We start from the raw sequence: 22,182 nt of genomic DNA, 5'->3' as shown, positions 1-22,182 counted from the left end.
CTCTACTTCGATTCTTGATAGCGGTCTGTCAGCAGTTTGAGTTCTCGTAGGTATTGCTGCCCCAGGGTAGGCAAGGCCGCATTTCGTCGCACCCACTGGGAACCGGCGAGCCCTGTCGTCAACCGGCTACGTTCTGAGTACAGAGTCAAAAAGTGTTCGGCCAACACCTGGTGCGATTGCTCAATGACCTGGCCTGACCCCGAGGCACGGATGATCTCCGCTGCTTCACCTTTCACCAGGCCGGTAATGTGGCGATCCAGGAACAATAGCTCGTAGAGCTTCGACGGAATGGTGTGGTCAAAGCTATCCCAGTCCGAACGTAAGGTGACTAGACATGTGTCGGCCCAGGCATAATTATCCAGGACGCTGGGACCATAGACTGGATTTCTGAAGTCGACATCAACGCCGAGTCCAGCAGCGAGTTCTTGCAAATTGGTTTTCTCGGTCCCCTGACCGACAATCCGAAGTTCTACTTTGCCCTCTGCCAAGGCGGCAGCGCGAATCACCAGATCAAGACCTTGGCTCCTGCCCAGGTTTCCCAAGTAGAGTACACGCAGCTTCTCGCCGCGTTGCGCTGCCACCAGTTTCATGCCGTATCTGTCGATGTCAACGCCGTTGGAAATAGTGACTGCTTTCCTTGCGCCCTCAGACGTCAGTTTTTGCGCGAAGCCCTCGGATACAGTAACTACAAGGTCACTGCGTTGAATCATGAATGTCAGAATTCGAGAAACCAAAGGCTCCAGCCAGGATATGCGGAGAACTTGTGAATCCTGTAATAGGTCGGGCCAAGCATCACGAAGGTCTACGACAAACGGTGTTCGGCGTATTCGGCTCACGAGGTAACCCACGGCGAGGGTGGGAATCGCCGGCACAGTGGCGATTACGACCTGTGGCTTTGGTGTTCGAAGTGCTGTGGGAATACTGCGCAATGCATCTATCGCATGCTTGAGCAGCTTGCCCACCATGGTGCCGGACTTACCGATGGACGGGTAACGGTACACCGTTACACCTGCTGGAGGTGCTGATCGATGCGAAATTTTGAAGAAATACTGATCGAACACACTCGGAGCCACCACATCAATCTGGTGACTAGCAGATGCAAACTCCCGGGAGAATGCGGCCCATCGCTTCTGCGGGGGAGAAATATCGGGCCAAAAGGAATGCGTCAGCAGCAGTATACGCACCCGTTACATTCCCTCCCCCGTGTTTCCCCGTCGTCAGCCGGATTCCTAGAAGAAAATATGGCTGTCATTCTTACCAAACCATTGAATAGTACCAGTGGACGTGAGTTCAGCATCGCTCAAATTCCACGTGTGGTTGTTTCCATCACCGGCACGCATCTGCAGGAAATTGAAACGATCTGCCGAGTAGATAGTGCCGCCGTTGGCGGCAACATCACGGAGGAATTGGGTGTCCTCCCCTCGACTGCGGGATTCGAATGGTGTGGACTTGAATACAGTCGCATGACCCAGCATTGTTGGGCCCATTACCAGGTTGGTAAAGCGGTGCTCCCGCTCCGCAAACCGTAGGAGTGTAGCGTCGGACTGCCCCAGGTACATGTAATGGGCCTGCTTGCCGACGACGGATGCGCCGCTGTAACGCAGCGCCGATACCTGATCGAAAAGATAGTGCTCGCCGTAAAGATCGTCATCATCCATTTTGGTAATGAAGTCACCATCGCATAGATCCACGGCTTGATTCAGGCATTCACCCAAAGAAAAATCCTCACCGGCCCGCACCAGCTTGAAGTTCTCAATACCAACAGCTGACACTTTGGAACGGAGCTCGTGATCATCTACCTGGAACTTGTGCGCCACGAGGATGAGTTGAACTTGCACACCCCACTGCATCGCTACCGTGCGAATGATGTGGTCGATCTGTGCCGGGCGGATCGTTGAGACCACGATACTGACTGATGGCTCGTAAGCCATGCTCAGAGGATTTGGATCTTCCTCATCGATACCGATCTTCTTGGCGACCGCTCTGGCACGGTGTGCGTAGGTGTGTTCGGACCAGATCCGCCGCTGTCCAAGGTGTACGGTCCGGTCTCGCAGCTCGGGGCTTCGGGTCAGACTCCGTATTGCGTGAGCGGCAGCTTCCTGGTTCGCGACTTCGACCACCTCATTTGGAGCAAAGAAGTTGCCGATCGCTGTGCTCGGTGCTGAGATTACGGCAGCACCAGCTGCAGTGATCTCAAAGATTCGCCTAGCGCACATGCTTGGTGAATCAACCACTGAATTCACGTTGAGGAATACGCTGTAGTACTTGTGTGCAGTCAGCATTTTCTCATAGGGAAGCGACCCCACAACGTGCTTATTGAACGGTTCTGGGAACTGATACTTTTCATCGCCGCCCAATTGCCGCGAGAAGATGTCGAAACCTGATTCCAAGCGCGGCGCGACCATCTCTGCCCCACCCAGAACGATATTCATTTGCTCGCGACGTTCCGGAAACTTGTGAGCGAAGTACATCCCGGCAAAAGCTACATCCCGACGTGGCTGAGGCAACGGTCTCACAGGATTGTGGAAGGCAGGCTGAGCCGCGAAACTGAGAGCCTCGATCCTTCCATGCCCAAGCACCTGTTGGTAGCGCGGAATCATGCGCACATCCGACGTAAATACGAAGTCGAATAGTTTGGCCGTATCCAAGAAGTCTTCGAAGTGCGGCGGGTCCTCCTTGTTCCAGAAAACCGTTGGAATGTTCTTCGACTTGAACGCTTCGACCATTTCAATGAATGCGGGGCGGGGAGCTGTAGGTCCCGTTAAGTGATACTGCCAAGCTTTTCTATTGCCTGCCCACGCGGACTCCACGAAAAGGAAATCAAAATCCCCTGTGGCCAGTTCTTCTTCCCAAGTACTTGGCTTGACGAAGACACAGTTCCATTCCGGGGACCAGGCCTTAGCACTAAAATCGTCGAGAATCACTGCCACCGTTAATGCCTTATGCTGCGCGTATCCGGTGGACATCAACGTATCTGGCAAGCGGATCCCGATGGCTTTCTCAACGTCGGAAAGCTGTCCGGACTGCACGGTAGCAGTCCTGCGCGCGTAGGACCGGCGTTCGGCCCATTCACGTACCTGCTCGGGCCCCCCGTTCCGTAGGTGCCATAGAGCCTTTCGAACCTCGCTAATTGCCTGTTTCACTGCACCACCATACGTGTTTCGCTAGAAGACCAGATCAAATTATACTCAACGCGCGGAGGGGTCTGGTGGAGGAGGAAGCGACAGTTCCTGTTAGGCCGCGAGGGCCAAGTCCTTGCTCATCATCGTCTAGAACTCGATCGAAGTCAAACGCCCCAACCGAGCCTAACGACAACGCCGGTGATACGTCCGCTCGATCCACGTCAGGATCGCGATGCGCAGCTCTTCGCACGAGGCCCACGAACGCCGGTCCAGCACGTTCTTCTGCAACAGACTGAAGAACGATTCGATCGCCGCATTGTCACCGCACGACGCGACTCTTCCCATAGACCCGACGTGATTATTGCAGGCGAGCTCGCGACGCAGTTTCCTGCTTCGAAATTGCAATCCTCGACCGGAATGGACGATGCAACCCTTCACGTTGCCGCGTCTGGCCATAGCGTTTCGGAAGGCGCGCACGGCAAGCGAGGCTTTCATCTTTGAGTCAATCCAGTAGCCGACAATCCTGCCACTGAAGGCGTCCTTCACCGCACAGAGATACAGCTTACCTTCCGCGGTTTTATGCTCAGTGATATCGGCCAGCCAGGGCTGGTTCGCACTGTCTGCGACGAACTGATGGCGTTCACGACCGTCCTCGTCGATGACGACGCAGAGGCCGTCGTGAACGGCGGGGCCGGGCTTCTTGCCGTTCTTGCCGCGCTTCTTCCCGAACACGCTTCACCAGCCATTCGACGAGGCAATCCGCCACGCGGTTCAGTCTGACATGACTTCGCCATACTCAACGCGGACCTTGTCAGCCAGGAGCCGATACCCGAACTCGGGGTCCTCATGATGCGCGTCGAACAACGCGTTTGCTCGGTACGCCTCGTCGAGTTCGCGCCGCGTGATGGGATTCTTCTTCCAGCGGTAATAGGGCGAGCTTGAGTACCGGCACGACACCGCGACGGGGATTGCGTCTTCGGCGAGCTCGATCACGAGCGGGTACATCATTTTCCCGGCAGATGAGCCGGTGACAGATACGCCGTCGCGCGGCGCAGGACTTCTACCTCTTGCTCGAGGAGCCGGTTGCATTTGCGCAGCTCGCGCATTTCCGCGGACTCTGACTTCGTCTGGCCAGGCTGCTCGCCAGACTCGATGCGAGCCTCTGGCAGCCATTTGTCGAGGGTTCCGACACGGACGCCGAAGTCTTTCGCGACTTGCACAATCGAGACGCCTGCCTCGCGGTTCATCGCGACGGGCACGACGTCTTCTCAGAACTCCTTGGGGAAAGGCTTGGGCATAGTGGCATCCTTTCATGCCAGCCTCCTCGGCTAGCTATGTTCGATGCCATCTATTCCTGCACCAGACCCCGATGATTAGGCGAGACACGCAAGATGCGCTGCCGCTGCGCGTTGGAGGAAAGTCTCAACATCGTGGAAAAGGGTATGGTAAAACGAAAACAAGGAAGATGGCTGCCGAGTGCTGGTGTGGCACCGTTCTTAGAGACAGGTGCTATTCAGGTCTCGCCCGTCTGTAGGCAATTCCATTCTCAATGTTGAAGTGTCCATCAAGACTAAAACAAGTAAACGAGAAAAAGCGGCGATAGATTCACTCGCGATGTCAACCGTCGGCAAGTAACCTTGGCGCTGTATATTGAAATAATGCACTCTACTGAAGATCCAACAATAGAAGACCGATTTGAGCCACGGCTTGGCCGAAGGGGTTATGTCCGTCGAATATTCGTGAGAAGCAATGGTCACCCAATAAATGGCGATGGCACCCGCCATAATCCATTCAGACAGATCACTACTGCCGTGCAGTCACTTGACGAGTACGGTCCGGTGATCAGAGGCACAGTGTTAATCGACGTAGGTGAAGGTGAGTTCAATGGAGGCATTAGGATTCCGCTAACCCGCGCTACCGCTCAAGACGACTTCATACGGATTGTGGGCAAACAGTCGAACGGCATTCCGACGACTCGAATCGTCCACAGCCAGGGAATTAACCGAGGACTACTTGCCGAAGATGGTCTGGCGGTTTGGCTGGAGAATTTAAAATTCGTTGGCGGGTTCCCTGTTGCAGTCCAATTCACACGCAATGTTTACGGCTGGTTTACCAACGTTCATGCGGATGGGCTGGGCGAAGGTGCTCGCGGATTCTCGATCTCCGCACATTCCCGCTACTACATCAAGGGCGGACTCATCGAGAATATGACCTATGCCGGAATTGATGAATACTTCGCAGTCAGTCGTTCGCTGGCCACTGTCTCACGCCATACTGACCAGATGATTATTCGTAACTGTAAAATAGGGCTTCGCAGCAAAGAAGGGTGCGTCGGACACCTCGACTATCTAGAAGTTGAAGATTGCGAGACCGGGATCGAATTACTTCAACACTGTGTCGCAAACTTCAAAAAAGTAGCACTACGGCGAAACGGCACGGCTCTCGCCATAATCAACTCTGCTTCTCATAACGAAAGTGGCATTGTTTGGGGAACCGGAGCCGATGCCAATACCCGAGAAGTATATTCTGCCGGTGCTTCAGGCGAGCTTCGAGCAATGATGTGGGCCGGGGAAAGCATGGGTGCCAGTGCATCGACAGGTCACCGAGCACTTTTCAACATTGGGAATGATTACGAGCAAGGAACCATCAGTTGCTCCGAAAACGAGGAGGTATTAGTCGCGCAATTCCGAAACAGCTTACCGAAAGCGTATTTCCGAAGCGTAGGAAAACATTTTTTCCTATCGATGCTCGTGACTGTCATCGGCGCAACGACAAGTGAACCAGTAACACTCATAGCTCGCGTCGACAATGCACTATTAGGCAGCATAGAAGTCACCACGTCTGGAACGCAACGTATTGAATTCGATACAGTGTGCATCCGGGATCGCACCCAGCACCTAACCTCGGGAACAGTGTCAGGAGCGGGCAACACCTCAACGAAAGTATCAGTTTCGTCTGACGTGTTGTCCGGACACCCATCTGATGTATCAACTGTAGACGTGTACTTCCAATCATCGGCCACCGAGCAAAAGATCGTGAAACATAGCTGTGAGCTCTTTGGATGATAATTCGCTAATGCTCTCCAAGTCTCACAGCAACACAACGTTACGCCAGATCGTTTAGAACAATTAGAAAACGGCCACGGTCATGTCAAAACTGCCCGTGGCCGCTAACCGATATTAGATGTGCTGCGCGATGGTTTCCTTCAGCACACGATAACCCTCGCGGGCCTCGCGATAGAGGCCGCCACGCACTCGCTGATGGATACGCGCTGGGTAATGCGAGAGGTGCTTGTAGAGATTTGGGTCGGTGTAACTGACAAGCATCTCCGGACGTTCGATCATGCGGAGGAAGTTCCTATTCTTCGGTGTGACCGACATTGCCACGGACGGCACACCGTACATAGTCGCTACGACTAGACCGTGGAACTTGATCGTGGCGAGTGCCGAAACCGAGGAGATCGCCGCGCAGAGCTCGCTTAGGGACTCGCTGTGGACAATCTGCTCGTCGTCCTTGGCAATAATCTGGGCACGTTTGAGATCGCCTTCGCCGAGGGACTTCGTCGCAAGCACAAGGTGCTTAATCTTGTAGTCCATAGCCTTGGCCTCGTCGATCAGCTTCCGCACATGCGACATGTCTTGGTCCAGAGAGCGATGCTCACGCATGACCACACCAAGGGTTTTCTCCTTTGGCGGAGTGGCAGCCGGCCGATCGAGTGCACACACGGGGTCTGGATACCACTTCAACTTGTCACCGGGCTCCAGGTTCTCTCTGATCCACTCGTAGCTCTCCACGTCACGAGCGACGATCAGTTTACAGTTCTCATGTTGTACGAATTTCTTGTACTGAGCGATTACATTCTCCCGTCGGAAAGAAGCACGCGGTACACCGAGACCGTAGATGAAGGTCGGCTTGTTAAGCCACGCCACGTCCCAGTACAGGTCAGAAACCCGCAATGGGTTCAGCAAATCACCGCCGCCGATGAGTACACCGTCAAAGTCTTCCACCAATTTGGCCACGGGCTTCGAAAAGTACGGTGCTGCCAATAAGTCGTTAGCAACCACCAATTCATAATCCCGGCCAAGGTGTTGCTTGTGTGCTTCGAGGAATAGCTCGTCGCCGAAGTTACCCCAGCCGAAATAGCCGACCATCGCAATGCGTTTCATGTTAGATTTCCTTTCCAGCATTCTGGAATTCATACTCCTCAAGTCGCCGCTCGTACAGTTCGACGATTCTTGCAAGAATGTCCCGTGCAGACGACTGATCGCTGTCTGGTACAAGCTCGAGCCGCTTGAGATACCAGTTCAAAATAAAGTTGTCGAGATGGTGTTGCCGGTACAGGTCCAGCAGGTTCAGCTTACGCAGGGTATCGACCTGTGCGGACTCCATGATCATACATTTTTCGAAATAGCGGATGTCTACCGAGTTCGTCACGGATCCATCGCGTTCTGCGTAGTAGATCAGGTGCGCGCGATCCGTGAACACAACCGACTTGGCCCGTGCCAAAACCTCCCACCCAAATAATGTGTCCTGTCCTGCTGCCCGTTCGACATAACGTAGGTTGTTTTCGCGCAGGAAAGCCCGGCTAATGACTGCGGCCTGAGTCGACACGACAGGGAATTTACCCGCTTCAAAGAAGACCTCCCTCGGACTTTTCACGAAGTTGTCGCCACCTAGGGCATGACGACCCGTGATCGTGTTCTTGTGAGATACCTTGACCTGATAGCCGCTCGCGAAATCTACGGGCTTATCACTTGTTGCGCACTCGCGGTATAAATCGAGAAGAACATCGTACCCCGCCTCTGAAATCTCGTTGTCGGGATCCAGAAAGGTGACGAGGTCACCTTGTGCAATGTCCATGCCATGGTTACGAGGACGCGAGGCGCTACCACTACCGCCGTCGTCGAATCGCTCCACTCTGACATTTGGCATTCGCTCCAACCGGGCAAGTGCGTTAAGAGTCTGAGCGTCCGTGGAACCGTCGTCAATAAGTAGAACTTCCATCCGTGACCACGAGCGGTTCCGCATGAGGCTCGGAATGCACTTGGTTTCCAAGTAACGACCGTTGTTATGAACAGGAACGATGACGGAAAGCTCCGGATGCATTGACGCCGTATCTCCGAACTCACGATCAATATATGCACCGAAATCCAATTCGTACGGATCAACCACGTATCCTCGGCCCTTGAGGGATTCGAGGTCCCCAGAAAGGAATGTGTCTACATCCGGGTGTTCCGTGCTCACCATAGCGGTGGCAAGGTCTGGGACCTCTTCGACAAATTCGTGGATCTTCGCGTCATGATAAACACCATTGACGAAGCGCGCGGACTGACCAACGAATTCGATGTCGGCATACTTGAAGGCGTTCACGCGCGAGGCAAGATAGAACGGACCGAATTCATGGGCATCACTCATTCGGGTTACGTATCCGTATTGGCCGGACGCCAGAGCGTGTGAAGCTGCGCTCTGCGTGACTACCACGGCTTTCACAAGAAGCTGCTTACTGACGATATCCTCAACATGGAGGACGTTTCCGTCGGCAATAACCAGGATGGCGTTCGACCGACTAACGGACGCCGGCATGCCTACTTGTCCAGCTATCTTCGAAACAACTGCATAGCTTGTCTTGTCGTGCATGACGTAATGCATTGCTCGCTGCGCCAACTGTCGCTCGAAGTGGATCAGCCTGGTGTCCACGAGACTGGGCAACGGATTCTGCTCGGCCACGATTCGAACCTCGGGGAACTTATTGAACACCGAACGTGCGTAATTCGAGATAAGGGATTTGCCCTGAGCTTGAAGCTCATATACGCGCATGGCGCACATCGTAGAGCTGCTTTTGACCGAGTTGAAGTTCAGGCTGTGGCGGAAGAGTTTGTGAATTTTCTGCAACAAGTCATGAGGGAACGGTCCGATGATCGATTCTTGATACATCTCGGGAAAATCGTACCCCTCCATACCGAAGTTCCGGTCCACCACGAGCAGGTTCTCTCGTGACCCTGGAACCGAGTTGAAGACGGTCTGCATGTCGAGGCAGCGCTCCGGGTAGCGTTCCGGGTAGGAGCCAGCGAAAAACGACTTCGGGAGATCGAACCGAAAGGAGCCGACGGGATTGTTCACGATGGGATTGACGCCATACTCGCCGTAGTAGACACGATCGTGTCCCAACTGGTCCCGATAATTGTCGATAGATTCGGCATCGGATGTAAAGACGAAGTCGAACTTTTCTGCAATGGGAAGGAAGTATTCGAAATTCGGTGGGTCCTCAATCGACTGAAAAACGGTAGGAATATCTCGTGACCTAGCGTATTCCAGTATCTGCTCGAGCGCCTGCTTCGGCTTCTCCCTGTACTTCACGCCCTTCCATTCTTCGTCATTCATTCCCTTCCAGCAGGTGACGTAGAAGATAGCGTCAAGGTTCTTCTTCACTAGAATTTCGGCATGATTTTCCGGGGATAAGTAGATGGCGTCTTCGAAAACGTCCCTGTAAAAATTGAACATGTATTCATCGGTGATAAGTCCGACAGCTGCCGGGATCTTCCCATAGTGGTGCGACCCGGTAGTTTCCGGCAGCGAGCGCGCCATCGAGGATAGCAGTTCCCTAACTATGCTCTCCCGATTCGAAGAGATCGGCTCGCTAGTCCGCGCCGAGCCAGCGGCTTCTGCAACATCAGCCTGCTCGGTACCAGCTGCCAGAGCAAATAGTTCTCGAGAAAGGGCCTGGACGGAGTGAGATATCTCGGCCACACGTTCTTGTGCCCCTAGGATAGTTCCGGACACTTCTTCAACAACGGCCGAGTCGGCTTCGACGTATTCGACGAAGGGTCCCTGCACCTTTGAGCTGTCAGCCGTGACTGTCGCGCTGATAGAACTGAACTCCAACGTGCCTCGGCCAACGATCCGTATTGCCAGCAGAATGAAGCCAGTCTCCCGCCGTAGCGTCACCCGAGCAGTCGAGTCAAGCTTAACGGAGATCTCACCGAGTCGAATTCCTTGGCGATCATATTCGAGAATCAGGAGATTTGGACGCACATCTCCGGTCCGCTTAATTCGGGTGGAGATGTGCAGGATCCGGTGGCTTTCGACAGCGAAAGCGTTTGGCGTGCGGAGCCGTTTAAAGTCCTTGTCATCCCCATTGGCGACCAAATACACGGTACTGTCCTGGGAAGTAATGACCTTCGTTCGGTTGCTCTCAGAAATACTCATTGCCACAGAAGCCGCATGTGATGCAGTCCACCGGTTTAGCGCAAGGATGTCACCGTTGGCACCAATAATTGAAAAAGTCATTTCCTTCATTTCTTCAGCGTATGCTGAGGATTGTAACTGCGCTCAAAATCGTCCCAGAGTCGTGTCTGGCTCGCCGTTAACGCCTTAAGATGCTGCATCATTTCCCGTTGCGCTGCCTGAGATTTTTCCAGCTTCCTGGAAAGATGGTTCATCTCGGTTCGCATGCGATTTACGGAGGCTCTTTGCCTTAATAGAAACCCCATTACAGATGTCAAGACGACTGCCAACCCTCCGAGGAATGCGAAGATTGAAAAGACGACGTAGACCGGCGCATTGCCAACCAGAAGGACCACGATCCCTGCTGTGAAGAAAAACGCCGCCATACCGGCTAGAAGACCGACTTGCTTAGTTCGTCTCCTACTGAGTTGAATTCTTCCCATTTCTTCAGCCATCCAATCACGTGGTCTAGGCAGGTCAGGCGGCTAATGCATGCCTCATCGTTGATACTCTATACGTTGCCCGGCGGGGGTAGCAAAATCTACATTGGATACGCTATATTCCGCGAACTGAAGCAGATCGCGATTTCGGTCTGGGAGAATGACGATCGTAAACGTCAAGCAACATTCAGCACAAGACATACTCCATATCGCGCTGTTTAACTCTGCACGTGCCTACTACACGTCACCAGCCTCACGCCCCTTCAGCCTTCCAACGTGAGAGATGTCGAGAGGCAAAACAGATCACCACCGTAAGCATATGACTTCCGCTTTAGATGTCCGCGCCGTAGGTATCTTGCAACACATCATGTCTGAATCGGTCTACAGCGGAGATCGTTGCTCGGTGTGTCCGCTTTCGATCAAGCAGGTTGACTGGCTGAAGCTGATCATTGAAACGGATCCCGAGCTTGGGGTGATCTACGCGATTAAGGAGCGCGTGCGGGTATTGCTGAAAGCCACGGACGTTCATGAGTTCCAGTCCCGGTGGGCAGTGCTGGAGAAACCAGTGAAGGCGGCCGCATTGGTTGAGGCGAAGTTACTGTTCCGGATTCTGACAGACTGGCACAGGGAACTGCTGGTCTTCGTGCCGACTCGATTGACCAACGCCAGGAGCGAGGCGGTGAATCTGACGGCGAAGAACCTCAAACGAATCTGGAGGAGATACCGGAATCATGGGCACTATCGGCGTCCGAAATTGTTGTACACGGCGGGCTTACTGCCGTGCTGAACATCCTGCACCACGCTTAACTTTTAAGAGCGGGTATAGGCTTCCGCTGCTCGTGTTGCCGTGTAGCCAGGATGAAACGTAGGTGAACGAAGCGCGGTGAGTGGACCCGAAATTTCAGCTCGACTCGACTTGCAGCCGGTAGTTGCGAGGCTCCCAGGAGAGCCGCGACACCTCCAGAGCGGAGTCTAGCCCCTGCACGGCGACTGCTACGATGGCGGAGATCTCGTGCCCGACTTCCACCGTATTCGATTTGAACCGTTCGCCTGAATCGCCCTCTTGATGTAGTTCACAACAATTGTTGTCCCGATCTGGCATGCGGCCATAACAGTGACCGCTCGCAGAAATTATAATCAAGTTCACTTATTATTTTCAATTTTCGTAAACTCGATCGTAGTGACGCTACTGGAGACTAGATCAATTAGTAACTTTCCATCCAGATTAGTCTTTACGCCGCTTCCGTTCTCTGAGAACGGTGAAAGGTCGACATGTTCTGACCCGTTAACGACGCCATTACTTACGCCATAAACTTGGGTAGCACGTGCGGCATGGTATTCCTTAGGAACATTAACCGTAACAGAATTGGCAGAGCTTTTCGCGGCGTCGTTTTTATTCACAATGGTGACCAAGATATTTCCATTCCGATCTTCGATCGCATACGCACGCAGTCTTTCATCTCCTGTTACTTTCGTAACCAAGAATTTGCCGCCGGCACTAACTCGGGCAATACGCATGGCCTGGTAGCTTGGTTGAGGAAGTATCTTACCACTCCCCTGCGTACCTGTGCCTTTTGAAGAACAGATTACCGACATGGGCGCACCTCCCCGGCACGCGCCGAGCATTGAGTGCATGTTCATGCGTTCGACGCCCTGTCGAGCAGCAGAAAATATATGATCTACCGTCCACAGCGTGGTGGCGTGCGTCTTGGAAGTGCTATTAGTTCCAGGGCAACTCGTTGGGCCTGTTTCCTCCACCCATAGTGGTAGTTTAGCCTTTCTGGCTTTCGCGAGCCCAACGCCAAACATTTTGTGGGAGCTCTCCTCGACGACAGGGTTTAACAGATTTTCCCACTCTGGACCACGACCAGGCACAACGGTCGAAGAACACATGTACGTAGCGTAATAGTGTTGAGTAAGTGCTTTAGAGTTGGGGATTTTCGCAGCTAAGAAGGCGTCCATCCAAGTCCCTTCAAAAACACCTGGACCGATGATAGGTGCTTCAGCGTCAACTACGGCATCTATAGCGTTGATATAGCTACGTACTTCCGTAACATACTGATTCTTGTCCCATGAGCCCGGCGTGCGTACTTGAAGACCAGACCGGGTGTCCTTGGTGAAGCCATTAGGTTCATTACCTATCGAAATGCCTATTAAGTGCCGGCCGAAGATTTCCATGGCGTACTTTGCCATGTCAGCGGAGCGGGCGGGATCAAACGTACCAAGGGGGACTCCTATGGTTACCTTTGCGTCGATCTTTCGCACTGTTTTCATCACCCGCCGTAAATCCTCAGGCGTGATCAATGTTTTACCCTTAGGCGCACTTTCTCCCGTCGAGCTCCAGAAGACTTTACGGTCTAGTCCGTTGCCACCGAATCGCAGCCCCGGATTGCCTAGAGCCTGCAGCATCTCGTCGAGATTGCCTAATTCGGGGTCCCATCTGGCATCGGTCAGTTCGGTAGCCTCAAATGAGATCCCAATATTATCAGCATCCAGATTTGTCCCCAGGAAAGAATTCTTGACAGTAACACCCATCGCTCTGCCTTTGGGCCGCTGATTGAATTTCTGAACAAACTCGGATTCAGCTTTCTGATACGACTGGGGAGGTAAAGGCGCCGTGGTAGTTGAATTTCCCTGGTCAGTTAGGCGCTGATCTCGAACTTCCGGATTGCAACCAACCAATAAACCAACCGACACCAGTAACACGACTACATTTTTCACTTTGGAAATCATGATGTTCCTCCCGTTGCCAACAGAAGTCCTTGAACCTGGTTTACGTGAACTCTACTTGGGATTTTGGGACACTCATCCATCGAAGGGCTACCAGCGGGGGCGACCCTGGATCCCATCGTCCATATCGCATGGTCGAACTAATGGGCTCCATTTGTTCGGTTTCACGGCTAGCGATTCGACACACAAGAAAGCACTTCTAGCATCGGTCTCCCTTTAATAATGCTAAATATTCCTGATTGAATCCCCAGACGCCGACCGCACGAGGATGTCGGCGCCTATCCGGAAGCTGGACGGTAAAACACGTCGCAATTAAACAGTCAGATTAATTTCGCGAGCGACACTCGCGCCAATCTCTGTGCCTACGGCGTCGAGTACATCCTGTGGCAGCACGGAATCAATATTGATGACGGCAACTGCCTCGCCTAGCTTCTCATCCCGCGATACCTGCATACCGGCAATATTTATGTTCCGTTCGCCCAGAACATTACCCAGGCTTCCTACGACGCCCGGCCGATCATTGTATCGGAGCACAATCATGTGATCCGAAATAGGAATCTCAATTTCATAACCGTTGATTCCAACGAGCTTCTCGATCTGCTTAGGCCCGGTCAAGGTTCCCGCTACGGACAGCTGCGCACCTTCGTTCGTCGCACCCCTAATCGTCAGCTGGTTCCTGTACTCTGGTGATTCCGCCGTCGTGATGAGCCGGGTTGCTACGCCGCGCTGTTCAGCAAGCACGGGTGCATTGACGTAGGAGACCTGCTCAGAAACGACATCCATGAATACGCCCTTTAGTGCAGAGAGCTCCAGAGCCTTCACGTCGAGGGCCGCGATTTCGCCGGCTACCTCAACATCGATGCTGGTAAGTGATCCAACGGCGAGAGCATTGAAGATGCGCCCAAGCTTCTCAATTAACGGGATACCCGGGCGAACATTCTCATCGATCACTCCCCCAGCGACGTTGACAGCATCCGGAACCAGCTCCCCCGCAAGGGCCAGTCGCACCGACTTTGCCACGGATACGCCGGCCTTTTCCTGCGCTTCATCGGTGGAAGCGCCAAGGTGCGGAGTGACGGTGACATTATCAAACTCAAAGAACGGCAGGTCGGTGCTCGGTTCCTTGACGAAGACGTCAATGCCGGCACCGGCAATCTGCTCGTTCTTCAGAGCCTCGTACAGTGCATCCTCATCCACGAGTCCACCGCGGGCGACATTCACTACGTAAGCACTGTTCTTCATTTTGGCGAAGGCTTCCTTGCCGAGCATGCCAATCGTTTCCGGAGTACGAGGCATGTGGATGGTGATGAAGTCCGCCTGTTCCAGCAGCTCGTCCAAGCTCAACAGTGTTACGCCCAGTTGCTGGGCTCGCGTAGGCGTGATGTAGGGGTCATAAGCAACGATGTCCATGCCGAAGCCCTGCAGGCGCTGCGCCACCAGGGCACCAATACGCCCCAGGCCGATAATGCCGGCCTTCTTTTCGAAAAGCTCCACTCCCGTGAAGGAACTGCGCTTCCACGCACCGCCCTTCAGGGACGCGTTGGCCGCAGGAATCCGGCGCGCCAGCGACACGATGTGTCCCACGGTGAGTTCGGCAGCGGAGATGATATTGGAGGTGGGCGCGTTAACCACCATCACGCCAGCCTGGGTCGCGGCCTTGATGTCCACGTTATCCAACCCCACGCCGGCGCGAGCCACCACCTTCAGGTTCTTGGCCGCGGCCAGGGCTTCGGCGTCCACCTGGGTCGCGGAGCGAACCATGATCGCGTCGACGTCCTTTATCGCGTCCAGCAGCTGGGCACGATCCGCCCCGTCTGTCTGACGAATTTCAAAGTCTGGGCCGAGAGCGGCAACAGTTGCGGGAGAGAGCTGTTCGGCCAGAAGTACTACGGGCTTGTTGTCAGACACGAGGGTGGCACCTTTGCGATTTCATTGGGCTGGATGCTTACGCGGATACGGTCAACAGCGACCGGCTCCGCAATCCACAGTAGTGCCTCGGATGCCCCGATTTCCTTGATTTTTCAGATGTTACGCACCGGTTCGCCTACTTTGTGAAAAGTTTCACTTAGTCTCTTCATTGTTGCCTCATAGGTGTAGCAGGTCACTCTGCCAGGCGTTCTGCTCGTGCTTCTCCCCACAGCATGAGGCGCTGAGCGGTGTCCTCTTACATCGCTCAGCGCCTCACGTTATTCGCCAGTTTAGCCCGCTTCGATAATCATTCCCGCAGCAACAGTATCGTTGGTGATTTCATCGATCAGGATGAAGCCCCCGGTGGTGCGGTTCTTATGGTATTCATCGGCCAACAACGGCTGGGTGGTCCGCATTGAAATCCTGCCAATCTCGTTCAGGGCGAGTCCGGTAGCTTCTTCGTCTCGATGCAGCGTGTTGATGTTCAGGCCGTAACGCAGTTCCTTGACCAGGGCCCTGGCGGTCTTGGTGGTCTGTTTGATCGCCAGCTTCTGCCCCACTTTCATGGGCTTGTCACTCATCCAGCAGATCATGGCCTCGAAGTTCTGGGCCACCTTTGGCTGGTTGTTGGGGCGCACGATCATGTCACCACGGGAGATATCGACTTCATCTTCGAGCCGCACCGTGACCGACATTGGTGGGTAGGCCAGTCCCACGGGCCCATCGGCGGTGCTGATTTCCTTGATCGTCGTTGGCAGCCCGCTGGGAAGTACCACGACCTTGTCCCCTGCCTTCATCACTCCACTGGCTACCTGGCCGGCGTACCCCCGGAAGTCGTGGTAGTCGTTGTTGTGCGGACGAATCACATACTGAACGGGGAAGCGCACATCCACCATGTTCGAGTCGCTGGCGGTTTGCACGTTCTCCAGATGGTGCATGAGGGAAGCCCCCTCATACCAGGGCATGTTCTGGCTACGGGTGACCACGTTGTCGCCGGTGAGCGCCGAGACCGGTATCACCTGGATGTCGGCAATGTTCAGGCGAGCCGCGTAGTCCACGAATTCCCGGCGGATGTCTTCAAAGACCTCCTGGGACCAGTCGACCAGATCCATCTTGTTCACCGCCACCACCAGGTGCGGTACCTGCAGCAGGGAAACGAGGAAGGCATGGCGCCGGGACTGCTCCACCATCCCCTTGCGGGCGTCAACCAGCACAATGGACAGATCGGAGGTGGAGGCCCCGGTGACCATGTTGCGCGTGTATTGGATGTGTCCCGGGGTGTCGGCCACGATGAACTTGCGGTTCGGGGTGGCGAAATACCGGTAGGCCACGTCGATGGTGATGCCCTGTTCGCGCTCGGCGCGCAGCCCGTCGGTGAGCAGCGCCAGGTCCGTGTATTCGGAGCCGCGTTCCTGGCTGGTTTTTTCGACCGAATCCAGCTGGTCGGCGAAGATCGCTTTGGAGTCAAAGAGCAGACGGCCAATGAGCGTGCTCTTGCCGTCGTCAACGGAGCCGGCGGTGGCTATGCGTAGCAGGTCCATGTCTAGAAGTACCCTTCCTTCTTGCGGTCTTCCATCGCCGCTTCGCTCACTTGGTCATCTCCGCGGGTGGCCCCACGCTCGGTGATCGTGGTGGTGGCCACCTCCTCCACAATTTCCGCCGCGGTCATCGCGGTGGATGCCACGGCCGCGGTGAGGCTGGCGTCCCCCACGGTCCGATAGCGAACCATCTGATTGCGCACCGGCTCGTCTTCCCGCGGCTGACAGAACGGGTGCACGGCAAAGAGCATCCCGTTGCGGTCGAACACCTGGCGCTGGTGCGCGAAGTAGATGGAGGGCAACTGAACGTTTTCACGTTCGATGTAGTTCCAGATATCCAGTTCGGTCCAGTTGGACAACGGGAACACCCGGATGCTCTCCCCCAGATTGAGCCGGGTGTTGTACAGGCTCCACAGCTCGGGACGCTGGTTCTTCGGATCCCATTGCCCGAATTCGTCACGGAAGGAAAAGACCCGTTCCTTGGCGCGGGCCTTCTCCTCATCCCGGCGGGCTCCGCCCATCAGCGCATTCAGCTGGTGCTTTTCAATGGTGTCCAGCAGCACCGGGGTTTGGATCCGGTTGCGTGAGCCGTTGCGTTCCTCGACCACCTGACCGGCGTCGATGGCTTCCTGCACGGACCCGACGATGAGGCGGACCCCGCGCCGCGCCACCTCGGCGTCTCGGAAATCCAGCACCTCCTGGAAATTGTGCCCGGTGTCGATATGCACCACCGGGAACGGGATGGCTGCCGGGGCGAAGGCCTTGGCCGCCAGGTGCAGCAGCACCGCCGAATCCTTTCCTCCGGAGAACAGCAGTCCCGGGCGCTCCAGTTCGGCGACGACCTCGCGGATGATAAATATTGATTCAGCCTCCAGCGCGGTCAGCTGATCCAGCTGATACCGCATACTCGTGGCAGTTTTTAGTTTCATCGAGTGAACCCCCAAATTCAGTGAATGAACGTTTGTTGTAGGTGTCTAGGCGAAGGCGTGTACGGCTTCAAACAGTTCACGCTTCAGCGCCGGATGGCAGACCACCAGGTCCGGTAGGTAGGGATCGGCGCGGTTGTACTCCAGCGGGCTTCCGTCGACCCGGCTGGTGTGCAGGCCCTTGCCCTGGGCGACCGCCACCGGAGCTGCCGAGTCCCATTCGTATTGGCCGCCGGCGTGAACGTAGGCGTCCACCTCTCCCCTGACCACCGCGCAGACCTTGTAGCCGGCCGAGCCCATGGGCACCAGTTCGACATCCGCGTTCTGTGCCAGCTGGTGCACGATCTGCGGAGGGCGACTGCGCGAGACGGCGATGCGCCATGGACGGGCCGGGCCAACGGCTATCGGCATGCCCTGTTCGGCGCTGTCCAAGACAAGACCAAGCCCCGGCAACGCAACGGCACCTGCCGACAACTCTCCGTCTTCCCACAGGGCGACGTGCACGGCCCAGTCATCCCGGAATTCTGAATACTCACGCGTGCCATCCAGCGGATCAATGATCCAGACCCGTCGGCTATCGAGGCGCCGCTTGTCATCCACGGCCTCCTCGGAGAGGACGGCGTCCTGCGGATAGAGCTGGTGCAAGGATTGCGCGAGAAATTCCTGGGCTGTTCTGTCCCCAGCGGCCTTGAGATCCCTGCCCTCCAGGCCTAGTTCGCCGGCCCGGTCACGAAGTTGAAGAAGTTTCTTCCCGGCACCTTCGGCCAGGTCGATAGCGCATTGCAAATCCCCCAATGAAGCATCCCCCTTTTGCTCCCAAAACAAATCCAAGGTCTTCCCCAAGACACTCGGTTGTTCGCCATCCTATCCATGTTTGGGGTTCAGATGAAAGGGGTTACACGCTACTCGTGTCCTTTACCTGGCTCTAGCCGAAATGGCTTTCGCTCTCTAGGGTGGATTCCAGGGAATACTTCTTGGGGGAAAGTATGGAAAACATGGGGTCGATCCCGTATCAGGATCCGATCGTGCAGCTGGATATTGCCCAGCTCGACATCGTGGAACTCATCGTGGGCGGTCTGCTCGACCACCAGGGGTTGGATCTGGAAAACCTTCCGCAATGGTCGCAACTCCCGGACGCTGCCTTGGCCGATCCCGGCCAGAGGGGACACATTCAGCTGGCCGATCCCGATGGCACACCGCTGGTACGGGTCTCCTACACCCGGCAGTCGGATCCGGGGCAGGCTTCCGTAACGGTGGGAAAGGTACAGAAACTGGCCGATGCCGAACACGGGCCGTTTCGCGAACTGCGCCTGACTTCGCCGCTCGGTCCACGAGCCGTGGTGCTTTTTGACCAGGCACCGTCGGCTGTGGACCTGCAACGGCTGCAGCAGCTGCAGCCGTTGCCCAACGGCACCTGTTTTGTGCTGCTCAGCCCCAGCGACCGGTCTTCGGGTCCCGGGCATGCCGGGGCCATCAAGCAATTGCGGGCGGCGTCCGACCTTTTCTCCGGCAGCACCGCGGGGCATCTGGTAGTTCCGCCTTCGGTGGACGCAGCGGCACTGATCCAGCGTCTTTCCGGGAATGTGCTCGCCGATTTCCGCTCCGCGCGGCACCAGCAACCCGAGGCTGCCCCGGGCACGGTGGTGATGTTTAGTGGTTTATCGGGGTCGGGCAAATCCACGTTGGCCCGCGCGGTACAGCAGCGCATCCATGAGCAACTGGGACGCCCGGCCGTGCTGCTGGATGGGGATGACATCCGCCGCTTCATCTCCAAGGGACTGGGTTTCTCACGTGAAGACCGCGAGACCAATGTGGAACGCATTGGGTGGATTGCCGCCCGCATCGCCGAGGTCGGCGGTCTGGCCTTGTGCGCCCCCATCGCGCCGTTTGCCCAAACCCGTCAGGCGGTGCGTGAGCTGGTCGCGCCGCACGGACGGTTCCTGCTGGTGCACGTGAGCACCCCGCTGGAGGTATGTGAGCAGCGGGACCGGAAGGGACTGTATGCCAAGGCCCGGGCGGGAGAGGTCAAGGACTTCACGGGAATTGATTCCCCCTACGAGGTCCCCGAGGATGCCGAGCTCACCCTGGATCTATCGGTCGTGGATTTGAATACCGCCACCGACCGGGTCTTTGCGCTGCTGGCGGCCCACACGCCGGAAGCCGTACACGTCCACTAGGTTTCGGCGGGGCCGCTGAAGGGCGCCCACGGCGCACGGCCGCCCGCCTTCGTTGTGGCGGGCGGTGCGGGCTAAAGCGGCCAGACGAGGGGAACCACGCTCAGGGTGACGGCGGCCGTCACCAAACTCATTGGGATCCCGATCCTGACAAAGTCGATGACCCGGTACCCACCAGGACCCATCACCATCAGATTTGTCTGGTAGCCGATGGGGATGATGAAGCTGGCCGAGGCGGCGATCATGACCGTGATGGCGAAGGGCATGAAGTTTGCCTCCACCCGTTCGGCCACAGCCATGGCAATGGGAAAGACCAGGATTGCCGCGGCGTTGTTGGTCAGCAGCTCGGTAAAGCACAGCGTCAGCAGGAACACCAGCGCCAAGGCTCCCCAGGGCCCGGTGCCGGCCAGCAGCAGCGTGTTGGCGATGGTGGCGGCCGCCCCGGTTTTCACCATCGCCGCCCCGAGCGCGAACGAGGCGGCAATGACGATGATGACCTGCAGGTCGATATGCCGGCGCACGTTGCCCATCGACAGGCACCCGGTCACCAGCATGGCCAGCGCGGCCAGCAGGGCCGCCTGGATGACTTCCAGGACCCCCAGGGCGTTCAGGGCGACCATTCCGATCAGGATGGCAATCGCCCACGGGGCTTTGCGGAAGTTAGCCGGGGCGATGTCGCTGATGTTGCTGACCAGCATGAAATCCCTGCGAAAACGGTAGTGGCGCACGAAGTCGGTTCCGGTCTCCAGCAGCAGGGTGTCCCCGACCCGCAGTTTCACGTCCCCGATTTTTCCGCGCAGCATTTCCCCGGACCGGGAGATGGACAGGATCACCGCCTGATAGTGGGAGCGGAAGCGGCTTTCCTTGACGCTTTGGCCGATCCCAGTGAAATCCGGTCCCACGACCGCCTCCACCAGCCGGCGCTGGGAGTGGCGGATCCCCAGCTTGGAGACATCTCCGGCGCTGGGTTCCAGTCCGCGGATGTGGCGCAGTTCGCTGGCACACTCCGGTGCCCCGACAAAGATCAGGATGTCCTCCGGGTCCAGGATAAGTTCCGGGGTGACCTCTACCACAAGGTGCTCATCACGTTCCACCCTGGTCAAGAACCCATGGGTCAGGCTGCGCAGCCCGGCGGCGGCGACGGACTTGCCGGCAATCGGGCCATTGGGCTGGACCCGGAACTCCACCGCGTACTCGCGGGCCGACTGCATCTGCTCGACCGCGTCCTGCCGGTTGGGCAGCAGGCGGTTGCCAAACAGGGTCAGGAATAGGGCCCCGCACACGGTCAGCGGCAGTCCGACGGCCGCGATGTCGAACATTCGCAGCGAGATTCCCAGCTCGGACTGCAGCAGCCCGTTGACCACCAGGTTGGTGCTGGTGCCAATCAACGTCATGGTCCCGCCGATGATCGCCATGTAGCTGAGCGGGATCAGAAGTTTCGAGGCCGGAATGCGCAGCCGGGCCGCCCATTCCTGGATGCCGGGCAGCAGCATCGCCACCACGGTGGTGTTGTTCAAAAAGGCGCTCAGTCCCCCAACCGGCAGCAGCATGCGCGCGTAGGCGCCGCGCACGCTGGAGGGCCGGCCCAGAAGGTTCTGGGTGATCCACTGCACGGCCCCGGTCTCGCTCAGTCCGGCGGCCACCACATAGAGCACGGCGACCGTGATGACCCCGGTGTTGGAGAACCCCGCGAGCGCCTCCTGGGGCGTCAGGATGCCCAGGAGCATCAGGCACAGTGCCGCTCCCATCAGAATCAGGTCCGCGGCCAGCCGTGTGGCGGCCAGCAGCCCCAGGACGCACAGCACAACGACCAGCGTCAATATGGCATCAATGCCCACAATACTCCCCCTGTATTGCCATGAAACCCACCCCACATGGGTCAGCGCCGCTCAGTGACCTCACCCTGGCGCAGACCATTTCATCTGGCGCCCAGGTTCATGATGTGATGCAGCGTTTACAGAACTCATCTTTGCAGAGCCCGGCCCATCAGTCCATGCCGCCACCGCACCGATCCCGGCATGATGCACGTTGCGGCGCAACCGGCCGGGCAACAATTCTTGCCGCGGCCTGCCGTGTGGATCCGAGCACAATACGACGGTGGCCTGCAAGCAATACTGGAT

At 56.5% G+C, this 22,182-nt stretch carries 13 protein-coding genes and 2 pseudogenes; 3 read left to right on the top strand and 12 right to left on the bottom strand.

Annotation, left to right across the window (positions count from 1 at the left end):
• Positions 1-2: 2 nt before the first annotated feature.
• From FDN03_RS14480 to FDN03_RS14470, 3 genes and pseudogenes are all read right to left on the bottom strand, one after another.
• Positions 3-1,184: a glycosyltransferase family 4 protein gene (locus FDN03_RS14480; protein ID WP_138178290.1), complete on the bottom strand. Its 1,182-nt coding sequence runs from the start codon at positions 1,182-1,184 to the stop codon at positions 3-5.
• A 45-nt stretch (positions 1,185-1,229) separates the two neighbouring features.
• Positions 1,230-3,029, bottom strand: a complete 1,800-nt coding sequence (locus FDN03_RS14475; RefSeq protein ID WP_349291719.1) for a glycosyltransferase — start codon at positions 3,027-3,029, stop codon at positions 1,230-1,232.
• A gap of 240 nt (positions 3,030-3,269) precedes the next feature.
• Positions 3,270-4,369: pseudogene (locus tag FDN03_RS14470) on the bottom strand (IS3 family transposase).
• Between the two features lie 411 nt (positions 4,370-4,780).
• Here FDN03_RS14470 and FDN03_RS14465 point away from each other — a divergent pair.
• The gene (locus tag FDN03_RS14465) at positions 4,781-6,187 is read left to right on the top strand and encodes a hypothetical protein (RefSeq protein WP_138178288.1); all 1,407 of its coding nucleotides are present in this window, start codon (positions 4,781-4,783) and stop codon (positions 6,185-6,187) included.
• A 114-nt stretch (positions 6,188-6,301) separates the two neighbouring features.
• Here FDN03_RS14465 and FDN03_RS14460 read toward each other — a convergent pair whose 3' ends face one another.
• From FDN03_RS14460 to FDN03_RS14450, 3 genes are read right to left on the bottom strand one after another with little or no spacing between them, the layout of a single operon-like run.
• Entirely contained in the window at positions 6,302-7,288 is a 987-nt protein-coding gene (locus FDN03_RS14460; protein WP_171021274.1) for a polysaccharide pyruvyl transferase family protein, read from the bottom strand.
• 1 nt (position 7,289) lies between these two features.
• The gene (locus FDN03_RS14455) at positions 7,290-10,418 is read right to left on the bottom strand and encodes a glycosyltransferase (RefSeq protein ID WP_138178284.1); all 3,129 of its coding nucleotides are present in this window, start codon (positions 10,416-10,418) and stop codon (positions 7,290-7,292) included.
• Positions 10,415-10,801: a hypothetical protein gene (locus FDN03_RS14450; RefSeq protein ID WP_138178282.1), complete on the bottom strand. Its 387-nt coding sequence runs from the start codon at positions 10,799-10,801 to the stop codon at positions 10,415-10,417. The genes FDN03_RS14455 and FDN03_RS14450 overlap by 4 nt, the downstream gene beginning before the upstream one ends.
• Before the next feature lie 382 nt (positions 10,802-11,183).
• Here FDN03_RS14450 and FDN03_RS14445 point away from each other — a divergent pair.
• Positions 11,184-11,573, top strand: a pseudogene (locus tag FDN03_RS14445) (transposase); the annotation flags it as partial.
• Between the two features lie 356 nt (positions 11,574-11,929).
• Here the strand turns inward: FDN03_RS14445 and FDN03_RS14440 are convergent.
• The 5 genes from FDN03_RS14440 to FDN03_RS14420 all read right to left on the bottom strand — a co-directional run bounded on the left by FDN03_RS14440 (position 11,930) and on the right by FDN03_RS14420 (position 18,674).
• A complete protein-coding gene (locus tag FDN03_RS14440) occupies positions 11,930-13,519 on the bottom strand; it encodes a hypothetical protein (RefSeq protein WP_138178280.1) in 1,590 nt (529 codons plus the stop codon).
• Positions 13,520-13,828: 309 nt separating this feature from the next.
• Complete coding sequence (gene serA, locus FDN03_RS14435; RefSeq protein WP_138178278.1) at positions 13,829-15,424, bottom strand: phosphoglycerate dehydrogenase; 1,596 nt, start codon at positions 15,422-15,424, stop codon at positions 13,829-13,831.
• A gap of 290 nt (positions 15,425-15,714) precedes the next feature.
• Positions 15,715-16,965 carry a sulfate adenylyltransferase subunit CysN gene (cysN, locus tag FDN03_RS14430; RefSeq protein WP_138178276.1) on the bottom strand — a complete coding sequence of 417 codons (1,251 nt, stop codon included), beginning with the start codon at positions 16,963-16,965 and terminating at the stop codon, positions 15,715-15,717.
• A 2-nt stretch (positions 16,966-16,967) separates the two neighbouring features.
• On the bottom strand, positions 16,968-17,891 hold the full coding sequence (cysD, locus tag FDN03_RS14425; protein WP_138178274.1) for a sulfate adenylyltransferase subunit CysD: 924 nt from the start codon (positions 17,889-17,891) through the stop codon (positions 16,968-16,970).
• A gap of 45 nt (positions 17,892-17,936) precedes the next feature.
• A complete protein-coding gene (locus FDN03_RS14420) occupies positions 17,937-18,674 on the bottom strand; it encodes a 3'(2'),5'-bisphosphate nucleotidase CysQ (RefSeq protein WP_283205494.1) in 738 nt (245 codons plus the stop codon).
• A 209-nt stretch (positions 18,675-18,883) separates the two neighbouring features.
• Here FDN03_RS14420 and cysC point away from each other — a divergent pair, with 209 nt between their 5' ends.
• A complete protein-coding gene (gene cysC, locus FDN03_RS14415; RefSeq protein ID WP_212743918.1) occupies positions 18,884-20,065 on the top strand; it encodes an adenylyl-sulfate kinase in 1,182 nt (393 codons plus the stop codon).
• 71 nt (positions 20,066-20,136) lie between these two features.
• Here the strand turns inward: cysC and FDN03_RS14410 are convergent, their stop codons facing one another.
• On the bottom strand, positions 20,137-21,900 hold the full coding sequence (locus FDN03_RS14410; protein WP_138178270.1) for an SLC13 family permease: 1,764 nt from the start codon (positions 21,898-21,900) through the stop codon (positions 20,137-20,139).
• Positions 21,901-22,182: the final 282 nt, after the last annotated feature.

This window comes from Glutamicibacter sp. V16R2B1 (genome assembly GCF_005774635.1).
Lineage (GTDB): Bacteria > Actinomycetota > Actinomycetes > Actinomycetales > Micrococcaceae > Glutamicibacter > Glutamicibacter creatinolyticus.
This window is presented reverse-complemented; position numbering and strand designations above follow the sequence as displayed.